We start from the raw sequence: 12550 nt of genomic DNA, 5'->3' as shown, positions 1-12550 counted from the left end.
TCGTCGCCCATGACGCCCACGCTCTTGATGTCGGGCAGCACGGCGAAGTACTGCCAGCAGCTGTGCTCGGAGTTGCGGTCGCCCGTCTTCTCGAAGAGACGCTCGTTGTAGGCGTCGAGCTCCTCGCGCACGATGGCGTCGGCGTTCTTCAGGATCTCGAGCTTCTCCTTGTCGATCGCGCCAATGATGCGGATGGCCAGGCCCGGGCCCGGGAACGGCTGGCGATACACGATGTGCGCCGGCAGGCCAAGCGCAAGGCCCAGCTCGCGAACCTCGTCCTTGAAGAAGTGGTCAAGCGGCTCGATGAGGTCGAAGCTCACGCCCTCGGGGAACGGGATCAGGTTGTGGTGGCTCTTGATGGTGCTCGCCTTGCCGCCCGTCTTGCGCGCGCCGGACTCGATGATGTCGGGGTAGATGGTGCCCTGGGCGAGGTACTTCACAGGCTTGCCATCGGTCTCGAGCTGCTGGGCGACCGCGAAGAACTCCTTCCAGAACTGCGTGCCGATGATGCGGCGCTTCTCCTCCGGCTCGGTCACGCCGGCCAGGAGCTCGGCGTAGCGGTCCTCGGCGTGGACATGGATGAAGTCGACGTCGAACTGCTTGGTGAAGACCTCCTCGACCTGCTCGGGCTCGTTCTTGCGAAGCAGGCCGTGATTGATGAAGACGCAGGTCATCTGCTTGCCGATGGCACGGGCGCCAAGAGCGGCGACCACGGAGGAGTCAACGCCGCCGGAGAGGGCCAGAATGACGCGGTCCTCGCCCACCTTCTCGCGGAAGTCCGCTGTCATGGTCTCGACGAGGTTGTCCATCGACCAGTTCTTCTCGAGCTTGCAGATGTCGAAGAGGAAGTTCGAGAGGATCTGCTGGCCATACTCGGTGTGCTTGACCTCGGGGTGGAACTGCGTGGTGTAGATGCGCTTCTCGGCGTTCTCCATCGCGGCCACGGGGCACGTGGCGGTCTTGGCGGTGACGACAAAGCCCTCCGGCACGTCGCAGACGGCGTCGAAGTGGCTCATCCACACGGTCTGCTTCATGGGCGTGCTGTTGAACAGGGCGCTCTTCGCCTCGCGCTCGAGCTCGGCCGGGCCGTACTCGCCCACCTCGGGGTGGAAGACCTTGCCGCCCAGGGTCACGGCCGTGATCTGGTGGCCGTAGCAGAAGCCGAGCACGGGAACGCCCATCTCGTAGATGGCCGGGTCGACGCGCGGGGCGTCCTCGGCGTTCACGCTCGCGGGACCGCCGGAGAGGATGATGGCGCTGGGGTTCTCCGCAGCGATCTCGGCCGCCGTGGCGTCGCACGGCATGATCTCCGAGTAGACGTTCAGGTCGCGGACGCGGCGCGCGATGAGCTGGCCGTACTGGGCGCCGAAGTCGAGGACGATGACCTTCTGCTGGCTGTTCTGCATGGGCTCCTCCGTGGGACGAGAGTTGCAAGGGTCACGAGCGCGTGGGCTCGAGATTTCCGAGAGTCGCGAGACCTGGAAGCGAGGGCCACGCCGAATCGCTGATCCGGCGCGCGCCGTAGGCGCTAGCAAAGTCACGAATTTGACGCGTACAATAATACGCCAGCCACATCAATGCATCTACGTGCGCGCGCGATTCTTGTTTGTGAACATACGCTAACGTTCCTATGGACTTTTCGCAGCGTGATGCCCGCGCTAGTACCATTGTTTCGTTATAGGCACGTCCATCAAGGGAGCTTGCATGCCCAAACGCAGGAACGAAACCCCCCAGAACCGCACTAGCGACTACTCCCGTGCGGAGGCAATGGAGCGCTACTCCGGAGCCCGTCGCAAGCGCGGTCGCCGCAAGGGTCTCAAGGTGTTCCTCATCGTTCTTGGTGTTGTCGCCGTTCTTGCCTCCACCGCAGCTTGGGCCCTCATGACGCGCATCTCGGGCAGCTTTGGCATGGCAAGTGACTCCGCCCTTCACGGCACCCTGACGGAAGCCAGCTCGGGCGACCCGTTCTACATGGTCCTCATCGGCATCGATAAGGACGAGTACCGCTCTGGAAGCAACGAGTATGGCTCCGCCGAGAGCGCCTATCGCACGGACTCCATCCTCCTCGCCCGCGTCGACCCGACGGAGAAGCAGGTCACGCTCGTCTCGATTCACCGCGACACGCTTGTGGACTTCGGCGCCTACGGCAAACAGAAGATCAACTCTGCCTACTCCATCGGCGCCGAGCGCAAGGAATCAGGCGAGCAGAACGTCTCCGGCGCGTCCTACACCGTCGAGACCATCTCCAAGTTCGCGGGCGTTCCCATCTCCCACTATGCGGAGATTGACCTCGATCAGTTCATCTCCGTCGTCGACACCATTGGCGGCATCGAGGTCAACGTCCCGGTCGACGTCTATGACCCGCAGTACACTGGCGCGGACATCAAGGCTGGTCAGCAGACCCTGAACGGCGATCAGGCGCTCAAGCTCTGCCGCGCGCGCCATGCCTATGACAAGTACGGCGACGGCGACGTCTACCGCGCCGCCAACCAGCGCATGGTCATCGGCGCCATCCTGAGAAAGATTCTCGCGAGCGACCCGGCAACCATCGCCTCCACGGTCACCACGCTTGCGGATTCCGTCTCGACCGACCTCTCCGTGGCAGACATCCTGTCTCTCGCCACGCAGTTCCAGGGCTTCAACATGGATACTGACATGTTCAGCGGCATGGAGCCCACCAACTCCAAGTACGTGAACGACACCTGGTATGAGATCTGCGACACCCGGGCCTGGCAGAAGATGATGACTCGCGTGAACCAGGGCCTCTCCCCCTACGAGAGCGAGGACGAGGACACTGCGCTGGGCATCGCTGGCGCTGGTACCGCCACGAAGAACTCTGATGGCAGCGCGGCCGCCTCCTCCTCTGACAGCAACGGCGAATCCGCGGAAACCGAGTTCTCCGGTTCCGTCAAGGTGCTGAACGGCGCCGGCGTCTCGGGTCTTGCTGGCCGAGTTGCGTCCACGCTCTCGAATCACGGCTTTGACACGACTGCCGCCACGGCAGACTCCTTCGACTACTCATCAACCCGTATCATCTACGTAGGCGATGGCAACCGCGCTAAGGCCGAGGCAGTCGCTGACACGCTTGGTCTCTCGAACGTCGTCGCCGATGACGGCACGTACGCCGGCGAGGCTGACGTCATCGTGGTACTCGGCGCGGACATGGCCAACAACTAGTAGCTTTGGTCGCCAAAGGAGAGCGCTATGTCGCCCAGGCGCGAGCACAGGCAGATGAGCGAGGAAGAACAGCGCGCTAGGGGCGCTGCGGCCCAAAGCCGTCATGCCGAGGGCGCGTTTCAGTCTGGGTCGCGCTTCTCGCGCGGCAATGCGACGCCCGCGCACCAGGCGGGCTATCAGCCGAGCTCGCAAGCCGGCTATCAGGACGCAGGTCAGCCCTCGCGCACGTCCGGCCCGCAGACCACGCGCCAGCCGTACTCTACCGGTGACCCCCGTGCTCGCGCGCCGCGTGCCGAGCAACCGCGTACCGTCACGCGATCGCAGGCGGAGGACGTGAACCGGTATCGCCAAATGCGTCAGGAGCGCGACAACGGCGGCATCCTGCGCAGACGCCGTCACGCAGGGGGCCCGGATTGGGCACGCAACGACTACAGCGACCCGCAGAGCGGCTATGGCGAGCAGGCTGGCGGGGCAGGTTTCCCCCAGCGGCGCGAGTTCAATCCACGCCGCGCCCTCAAGATCACAAAGCGCGTACTTCTTGGCGCGCTTGCGGCACTTCTCGCCTTTGCCGTTCTCATCACGGTCCGCATGAACCTCGGCGTGTCGCTCGAGACGCGCCTCGCGCTCAGGCCTGTCCTTCCGGGTCAGCCCTTCTACATGCTGCTCGTCGGTACGGATAAGGACGCGTACCGCGAGGAGACCGGTGCCACAGGCGGCGTATATCGCACGGATTCGATCATCCTCGCTCGCGTCGACCCCATCGCGGCGAAGCTCACGCTCGTCTCCATCCAACGCGACACGTGCGTCAATCTCGGCGGAGACTACGGAGAGCAAAAAATCAACGCCGCCTATACCTACGGCGGTCCACCCATGCTCATCAAGGCCGTATCAGACCTTGCAGGTGTTCCCATCTCGCATTATGCCGAGATTGACCTCGATCAGTTCATCTCCGTGGTGGACGCCATCGGCGGCATTACGGTAAACGTACCGGTTGACGTGTATGACCCCGACTATACCGGCGCAGATATCAAGGCCGGCGTCCAGGAACTCAACGGAGACGACGCGCTCAAGCTCTGCCGCGCGCGCCATGCCTATGACCAGTACGGTGCCGGTGACTACTTCCGCACGGCAAACCAGCGCATGGTGCTTGGCGCGATTCTCAAGAAGTCCCTCTCGGGCAACCCGTTCATGCTGCTGGCAACCCTAAACGCAGGATCTGCCAGCGTCAATACAGATCTTACGGGCTTCGACCTTCTGTTCCTCGGCGCGCGCTTCGCCGGCTTCGATATGGCCGAGAATCTCTACTCCGCCCTCGAGCCAACCGTCTCGAGCTATGAGAACGGCGTCTGGTACGAGCGCGTCAACCAGGAAGCCTGGGCCGAAATGATGAGCCGCGTCGGCCAAGGCCTCCCGCCCTACGCCGATTCCACCCAAGACCCCACCTCCGGCATCGCCGCCGGAATAGTGGAATAGATACCTGCGCGCGAAGCCGCCTCGGTCCATCAAATACACCGTCGCCGGGCCATCGACTCGCTGGAACACGGGAAATATCGCGTTACCACGACGTCGGGAGCACCGCCTGACAACAAATTTGAGATTCTGCGGCTCGATTTCGACTCTTAACCCCGGTTGGCAAATGCCCAACTGGGGTTTTATTTGTTATGCTCGTTGTGTCATATCTAGTTTTGGACCTAAAACCGCGATTTCCAGCCGCAGAATCTCAAATTTGTTGTACGCCCCACTCGCAAACACGCACAAACAGGCCCGCGATCAACCCCACGAAACCCAATTCCCAAAGCGCAAGTCAAATCCAGCCAGATAACCCATCGGAAACAGAAACTCGCAACCCGGGTTGGGTAGCCCGACGCGAAAGGCTAAAAGAAGCCCGCAACCGGAGCTACGAGTGTCCGGCCGCGGGCTTCGCCACAACGTATCGCACAGGTTTTGTCGCCTGGCCTTGAGAGAGGGGCTAAGGGGGATTTGCGAAGCAAATCTGTCCCCTCCGAAAGGCCAGGCGGCAAAACCGTCGTCTGGTCTAAACGTTAAAGCGGAAGTGCATCACGTCGCCGTCAGCCACGACGTAGTCCTTGCCCTCCATTCGGAGCCTTCCCGCCGCCTTGCAACCAGCCTCGCCGCCGAGGGTAACGTAGTCCTCATAGCTAGCGACCTCGGCCTTAATGAAGCCGCGCTCGAAATCCGAGTGAATGACACCAGCGGCCTGCGGAGCCTTGGCACCGACAGGAATCGTCCACGCCTTGACTTCCATCTCGCCAGCAGTGAAGTAGCTCTGGAGACCCAGAAGCTTGTAGGCCGCCTGGGCAAGCACGTCGAGGCCTGGTTGCTCGAGGCCGAGGCTCTCAAGATACTCCGCAGCCTCCTCGGCATCGAGGTCGCAAAGCTCGGCCTCGACCTTCGCGCAGATGGGGATGGGCGTGACGCCGTCGATGGGCGCAAAATCGTCGCCAAGCATGTCCTCATCGACGTTCGCAACGTAGAGGATCGGCTTCATCGTAAGCAGGAAGAGGCCCTTCGCGGCAACGCGCTCCTCGTCCGTCATCTCCATAGTTGAGGCACGGTTGCCCTCGTTCAGCCAATCAACGAGACGCTTGGCCACATTGAACTTGGGCATGAGCTCCTTGTCGCGCTTCGACTCCTTCTCGAGCTTGGGGAGCTGCTTCTCGAGCGTGCCGAGGTCTGCCAGGATGAGCTCGGTCATGATGGTGTCCGCGTCGCCCGCCGGATCGACGAAATCAGCTGTGCGGCCAACCTCGCGCATGACGTTGGGATCCTTGAAGTAGCGAACGACCTCGCAGATAGCATCAGTCTCGCGGATGTTTGCGAGGAACTGGTTGCCGAGGCCCTCTCCCTCGCTCGCGCCTTTCACGAGGCCGGCGATGTCAACGAACTCGACCGCGGCGGGCACGATGCGGCCCGGATGCACGATGTCCGCGAGCTTCCGGAGGCGGGAATCCGGCACGTCGACGATGCCGACGTTGGGGTCAATCGTGGCGAAGGGGTAGTTCGCCGCTAGGCCACCCTTCTTGGTGAGTGCGGTGAAGAGGGTCGACTTGCCGACGTTGGGGAGTCCCACGATGCCGATTGAGAGTGCCACGTTTGATCCTTCCGTGCTTTGTGGGGCGAGGCCCCGAGGTTTGGTGTCGTTCGGTGCGGAGCAGGGTCACGCGCCGGAATGTGCTAGTTATCCGTGTCGAGCTTCTCGAGGATGTCGAGGCCACGCCTGAGCTGGGCCATACCCTGCTTCTTGAGCTTCTCCATCTCGGCCTTTTGCTCGGCCTGACGCTTCTTGCGCTCGATCTCTTCCTTATCGGGAACGACGAGCTCCGCCCCTGCGTATTTCTCCCAGGTAAGGGCATGCTCGCCGCAAGCCTTGAGACAAGCGCCGCACTCGATGCAGTAGGCGCTCTCGACCTTGAAGATGCCGTTCTCCGCGAGCTCGCAGGCACGCGTGGGGCAAACGTCGACGCAGTCGCCGCAGAGATTGCAGCGCTCGGGCTCGCAGGTGGGACGCTGCGGAGAAAGGCGGACGGCAAGCTTGGGGTGGCGCTGGAGCGTCGTCATGACAAGCTGGCGGCGCTGGGTGAGCACACGGCGGCGTTGGGTGGGCGCCGGCGCGGTGCCACCCTCGACCGCGTGAGTGATGGCGTTGATGCGACGGGTGTTCTCGTCAAGCTTCTGCTTGATGGTGCGCGCGGCGGCAAGTGCCGGGTTGGCGGCGCCAATGGCGGCCATGCCCTGCTTGCTGACGCTCTCGAGGAACTCCTTGCGCTCGAAATCGTGGTTCTTGGTGTAGTCGAGGTCCTTCTCGTCCACCTCGAGGCCGATGCCCTTGCCGGAGAGCTGCTCGGCGAGTTCGATCTGAGTGCCAAGCATCTCCTCGCCCGTGGTGTTGCGGCAACGGTCGCAGATGCCGAGGGGCAGGTAGACGCTCACGTTCTTGTAGTCCGCGAGGATGGCGAACCAGACCTCGGCAGGAACGTCACCGATACAGGGGAGAACGACCTCGTTATCCTGCGGCATGCGACCGATGGCGCGCGTGCAGGTGACATACGCGTGCTCATAGGCGCTAGCGGCACGCACGATGCGCTCGTACAGGCGACGCGGGTTGATCTGGGGTGAGGTGAAGGAGCCGGCGGGGCAGGCCGTCACGCAGAGGCCGCACTTACGGCAGCTGTCGAGCACCTCGATCGAACCCTCGGAGAAATCAATCGCCTTGACCGGGCAGACGTCTGCGCAGGCATGGCAGAGCTTGGTGCTCTTGCCCTGGCAGGCGATGCAGCTGTTCACGTTGGCGCGGGGGCGGTCCTTGTAGTCGGACGGGTTCCACGTTTCGACTTCCTCGGGATTCGCCGCGAGGGCGTTCGTGATGTCTTCGACTGGATTGGAAAGCGACTGCCAGTCGTTCTTGATATCGATGAACTCATCGAGCAGGTCGCGCTTCTCGGCCATGTCTCTCCCCTCGCAACCACGCCGCTCCCCAGCGGCACAACTGTTTAATCATACCCAAGAACAGCTGAGGATGCCCCTCCGTAAAGGACATCCTCAGCGTCAACAGTTCAATCTATGCGCATTGCCGAGCAGCAGGGACCCCGCGCCTTGCCGTAGCAAACAACCAAGCGCAGCCAGCTCAAACCATACGCATCGGCAGCGTAAACAGCAGAAGCCCCGGCACCGGTGTTGCTAAGCAGCCAAAGCCGTACGCATCGGTGGCGTAAACAGCAGAAGCCCCGGCACCGGTGTTGCTAAGCAGCCAAAGCCGTACGCATCGGTGGCGTAAACAGCAGAAGCCCCGGCGCCGGTGTTGCTAAGCAAACATTCCGCAGCGCCAAAGGCGCGAGGACGTTTGCGTGCAACGCCGGGCCGGGGCTTCGTCAGGTGACTACAAGCCGCCGATCGGGCTTAGTACATGCCCGGGCCGCCAGCCTGGGAGGCGGCAGCGGTGATGGCCTCCTCGATGGTCTTGTCCTTGTGCTCGTCGGAAACCGTGGCCTCGGTGATGAGGATCAGGCCAGCGACAGAGGCGGCGTTCTGGAGGGTCACGCGGGAGACCTTGACCGGGTCAAGGACGCCCATCTCGATCATGTTGCCCCACTCGCCGTTGGCGGAGTTGAGGCCCTCGCCAGCAGCCAGGCCCTTGATCTTCTCGACCACGACGGAGCCCTCGTAACCAGCGTTCTCGGCAATCTTCTTGACCGGGGCGGTCAGAGCCTTGCGGACGATCTCGACACCGATCTTCTCCTCGTCGGTGACATCGATCTGATCGAGGGCCGGCAGAGCCTCGAGGAACGCGACGCCGCCGCCGGCGACGATGCCCTCCTCAACAGCAGCGCGGGTGGCCTGGAGGGCGTCCTCGATGCGGTGCTTGATCTCCTTGAGCTCAACCTCGGTAGCAGCGCCAACCTTGATCACAGCAACGCCGCCGGAGAGCTTGGCGAGGCGCTCCTGGAGCTTCTCGCGGTCAAACTCGGAATCGGTGTGCTCAATCTCACCCTTGATCTGGGCGACACGCTCGTCGATGGCCTCCCTGGAGCCAGCACCAGAGACGATGGTGGTGGTGTCCTTGGTGATCTTGACGGCCTTGGCGCGACCAAGCATCTCGGCGGTGGTGTCGGAGATCTTGATGCCGAGCTCCTCCATGGCGACCTGGCCGCCAGTGAGGACGGCGATGTCCTCGAGCATGCGCTTACGACGATCGCCATAGCCCGGGGCCTTCACGGCGGCGACCTTCAGGGTGCCACGGAGCTTGTTGAGGATCAGGGTAGCGAGAGCCTCACCGTCGACGTCCTCGCACATGATGAGGAGGGAGGAGCCGGACTTCTGGACGGCCTCGAGGACCGGGAGGATGTCCTGGATGTTGGAGACCTTCTGGTCAGACATCAGGATGTAGGGGTTCTCGAGCTCAGCGATCATGGCAGAGTTGTCAGTCGCGAAGTACGGGGAGATGTAGCCCTTGTCGAACTGCATGCCCTCGACGGTGTCGACGGAGATGCCGAAGTTGGTCTTGTCCTCGTCAACGGTGATGACGCCGTCCTTGCCCACGACCTCCATGGCGTCGGCGATCTTCTGGCCGACCTGCGGATCAGAGGCGGAGATGGTGCCGACGGAAGCGATCTGCTCCTTGGTGTCGACGTTCTTGGCGGAAGCCTTCATGGAGTCGACGACGGCGGTGACGGCCTTGTCGACACCGCGACGGATGGCCAGCGGATCGGCGCCGGCGGCGACGTTGCGGAGGCCCTCGTTCACGATGACCTGAGCGAGGAGCGTAGCGGTGGTGGTGCCGTCACCCACGGTGTCGTTGGTCTTGGTGGCGACCTCCTTCACGAGCTGAGCGCCCATGTTCTCGACGGGATCCTTGAGCTCGATCTCCTTGGCAACGGAGACGCCGTCATTGGTGATCGTGGGGGCGCCGAAGTTGCGCTCGAGGGCAACGTAGCGGCCCTTGGGGCCCATGGTGGCGGTAACGGCGTCAGCCAGGGTGTTAACGCCCTTGGCGAGCTTGGCACGAGCATCGGTGCCGAACGTAATGTTCTTGGCCATTGGTGGCTTCCTTTCGAGTTGACCGCGCCTCGCCGAGTCTTGGGGTGCGCGGTTGAAGTTTCATGGAATGCGAGCGTTGCCCGCGAAAGAACTAGGCCTCGATGACGGCGTAGATGTCGTCAGCGCGGAGAAGCAGGTAATCCTCGCCATCGACCTTGACGTCGCTGCCGCCAAACTTGCCGAAGTAGACCTCGTCGCCGACCTTGACATCCGGAGCAATGCGCTCGCCGTGATCAGTGACCTTGCCAGCGCCAACAGCGACAACCTCACCCTTCTGCGGCTTCTCCTGAGCGCCGCTGGAGATGTAGAGGCCGGTCGAGGTCTTCTCCTCCTTGGGAGCGGGCTTGACCAGGACACGGTCACCGAGCGGCTTAAGAGTCGTCATATCCAAGAACCTCCTTCTGGGCGCCCCTCTGGGCGCACGGATATCCAACGTGCGATTGCGATTGACGCATCGCCAATTCCAACGTTGAGAATGATACCCAGACGATCCGACTTATACCAGACGGATTGAAAAAATCTTCTGCGAACGCGCTTAGATTTTGTGATAGCTGCCCGACTAAAGAACGTGAGCGGCTTTATGCAGGGAAAATGCGACGCTTCGCTCAAATTTGGCAAATCCGCGAACGGTAGTTGTCTTGGGGCGATTTATGAATTAAGGGCCCCTCACGTCAGCCTCGTTCAGCCCATTTTATGCGTCATAGCAGAAGTTCGATGAGAAGCCGCGGATTGCTTGTCAAACATCGAGGTAGATGTGCTGTAGACGCCCACGCTGACAACTTCATATGCACTGTCTACAGACAGTACGCCGTCTCGGATGGACGATACCGGCAGACCGAAAGGAGCGAGCCATGAGAAACCTCACCCGCATTGACCGCAATGGCGCCAAAGTGCCCAGAAGCTCGATGGTAGCCATGGTGCGCACATCCCTAAGCGATTGCCTGAGCAGCAAGGCGCTCATTGTCGCGCTCATCCTCGCACAGGCGCTCTTCTTGCTCCCGGGACTCGTGGGCTATCCAACGCTCTCCGATCTGGCGATCGGCCAGGAGCAAGTCAACCAGACCCTGGAGATCCTGTCGACCGGAATGGGGAGCGGCGCCTACGACTCGGCGCCGGACGCGCTCAAGGACATCAACGCACGCGAGCTCGAAGCGCTCACGGCCGCTTCAAACGCGCCCTATCCGAGCAAGGAGTTCTTCATCGCCTACGCGCAGCATTACGACGTAGAGACCGAATGCGCAAAGCTCGGCCACACCGAGTCGACCCCAAGTCTGTACGCTCGCTCTGAACTCATCCATCGATTGGCCGGCCTTGAAAACCCCGAGGTATACGCCAGCGCGACAGAGATGCCGGCCACGTACTATCTAGCATTTGTACTGGGCCTCATGCCGGGAATCATTCTGCTGCTGCCGGTGGCGCTGCTCACGAGCGGTTCCCAAAGGAGGCTCGGAGGCAGAACTCTAGTCTCAATGGCACCAGTCTCGCGAGCATCCAAGCGCCTGGCATGTGCTGTCGCCGCGTCCGTTCTGTCGCTTGCGTGCCTCGCGACCACGCTTCTCCCGGCGGCACTTCTCGCAGCGATAAGGAATGGCATCGGCGACTTCGCATACCCCGTAGTGAGCATCGCCGATGGGGTCGTGCGCTCAAGCACCATCGGGGATGTACTCGCGCAGGACACCGCGCTCATGACACTTGCGTCGCTCATGGTAGTCGCGCTCGTTGCGGCGGCAGAATCCATCCGAGCACGCTGTGGGTTGGGAGTTGCGTTCGCGCTGCTCGTCTGTCCCCTGATTCCCATTTACACGTCGCAGTCGACAAGATGGAGAGCGGTCGCGCGGCATCTTCCCAGCTCATACATCTCGTGCGGGAGCGTCGTAGGGCTGCCGGTCTATGCAAACGGGCTTGATATCCGGGTGATTCCAGGCACCACGTGGGAGCTTGGGCTCGCAACGCTCTTCCTGTTCGCGATCGCCCTCCTGGCCATCGCCCTCTTTGCGGACATGGCTCGTGAGCGCACGGCAACAAAGCGGCTAGCGAGGCGATTCTCATGATTGGCTTCCTCAACCTTTGTGCACGACGCGGAGACAGGCTTGTCCTGGACAACGCCAGCATCGAAATACCCTCCGGCACCGTCACGGGGCTCGTCGCCCCCAACGGAAGCGGTAAGACAACGCTGCTCGAGTCAATCTGTGAGCCATGGAGCAGGCACGTCACATGCAAGATCGACGCCGGGAACACATCGGCCACACGCAATCTGAGCGCCGTCGAATGGAAGGGGGTCGCCTTCTACCTGCCCTCGCCATCCGTCCTGAGTCTGCGTGCCACCGTTCGGCAGAACATCGAATTTGCCAGAGATTGTTGGGGATCGCAGGTAGACGCAGCGAAGCTATCCTCCCGTCTTGGTATTGAGGGGTTCCTCGATCTTCCCGTCCGAAAGTGTTCGCAAGGAATGGCGCAGCTCGCCTCCATTGCCACCGCCATGGCAACGGGAGCAGACCTGCTCCTTTTCGACGAGCCCATGAGTGCGCTTGACCCCACCAATGTTGGGGCCGTCACAAGAGCCATGCGGTCCTACGTACGAACCGGTCGCTCGATCGTTCTGTCGAGCCACAACCTCGCAAACGTTGACCTTTCCTGCGACCGCGTTGCCTTCATCGTCAACAAGCAGGTTGAGCTTCACGACCGCACAAGAAGCCGCACCGACACCTGCGCCGCTCGCTACCACGAGCTTTACGAGAAGGGAGGAAACGCGCCAGCGCACTAAAGAGAGCCGACAGAAGGAGCGAACATGCTAAGCAGAGCCAAATAAGCCATGCCG

9 protein-coding genes are annotated in these 12550 nt (G+C 62.0%); 4 read left to right on the top strand and 5 right to left on the bottom strand.

The annotated features are described in order from the left end of the window. Positions 1–1406: glutamine-hydrolyzing GMP synthase (gene guaA, locus Q0H23_RS06845; protein ID WP_293836918.1), on the bottom strand; the 1406-nt coding region annotated here is incomplete at its 3' end. A gap of 298 nt (positions 1407–1704) precedes the next feature. On the opposite strand from guaA, the gene Q0H23_RS06840 reads away from it, so the two are divergent. Continuing rightward, on the top strand, positions 1705–3177 hold the full coding sequence (locus tag Q0H23_RS06840) for an LCP family protein (protein WP_293836916.1): 1473 nt from the start codon (positions 1705–1707) through the stop codon (positions 3175–3177). A 27-nt stretch (positions 3178–3204) separates the two neighbouring features. Beyond that, positions 3205–4650 (top strand): LCP family protein, encoded by a 1446-nt coding sequence (locus Q0H23_RS06835; RefSeq protein ID WP_293836914.1) that lies wholly within the window; start codon positions 3205–3207, stop codon positions 4648–4650. Between the two features lie 562 nt (positions 4651–5212). Here Q0H23_RS06835 and ychF read toward each other — a convergent pair. From ychF to groES, 4 genes are all read right to left on the bottom strand, one after another. Continuing rightward, positions 5213–6289, bottom strand: a complete 1077-nt coding sequence (gene ychF, locus Q0H23_RS06830; RefSeq protein ID WP_293815262.1) for a redox-regulated ATPase YchF — start codon at positions 6287–6289, stop codon at positions 5213–5215. A gap of 83 nt (positions 6290–6372) precedes the next feature. After that, positions 6373–7644: a 4Fe-4S ferredoxin gene (locus tag Q0H23_RS06825; protein WP_293815264.1), complete on the bottom strand. Its 1272-nt coding sequence runs from the start codon at positions 7642–7644 to the stop codon at positions 6373–6375. A gap of 450 nt (positions 7645–8094) precedes the next feature. Then, the gene (groL, locus tag Q0H23_RS06820; RefSeq protein WP_293836912.1) at positions 8095–9732 is read right to left on the bottom strand and encodes a chaperonin GroEL; all 1638 of its coding nucleotides are present in this window, start codon (positions 9730–9732) and stop codon (positions 8095–8097) included. Positions 9733–9823: 91 nt separating this feature from the next. Beyond that, positions 9824–10117: a co-chaperone GroES gene (gene groES / locus Q0H23_RS06815; RefSeq protein ID WP_293836910.1), complete on the bottom strand. Its 294-nt coding sequence runs from the start codon at positions 10115–10117 to the stop codon at positions 9824–9826. A 466-nt stretch (positions 10118–10583) separates the two neighbouring features. Here groES and Q0H23_RS06810 point away from each other — a divergent pair, with 466 nt between their 5' ends. Both Q0H23_RS06810 and Q0H23_RS06805 read left to right on the top strand, forming a co-directional pair. Then, entirely contained in the window at positions 10584–11783 is a 1200-nt protein-coding gene (locus Q0H23_RS06810; RefSeq protein WP_293836908.1) for a hypothetical protein, read from the top strand. Further along, positions 11780–12496, top strand: a complete 717-nt coding sequence (locus Q0H23_RS06805; RefSeq protein ID WP_293836906.1) for an ABC transporter ATP-binding protein — start codon at positions 11780–11782, stop codon at positions 12494–12496. Before Q0H23_RS06810 ends, Q0H23_RS06805 begins: the two co-directional genes overlap by 4 nt. The last annotated feature ends 54 nt before the right edge of the window (positions 12497–12550 follow it).

Source organism: uncultured Parolsenella sp., from assembly GCF_934660935.1.
Classification (GTDB): Bacteria; Actinomycetota; Coriobacteriia; order Coriobacteriales; family Atopobiaceae; genus Parolsenella.
Note: the sequence above shows the minus strand (reverse complement) of the source record. Positions and strands in the feature narration are given on the sequence as shown.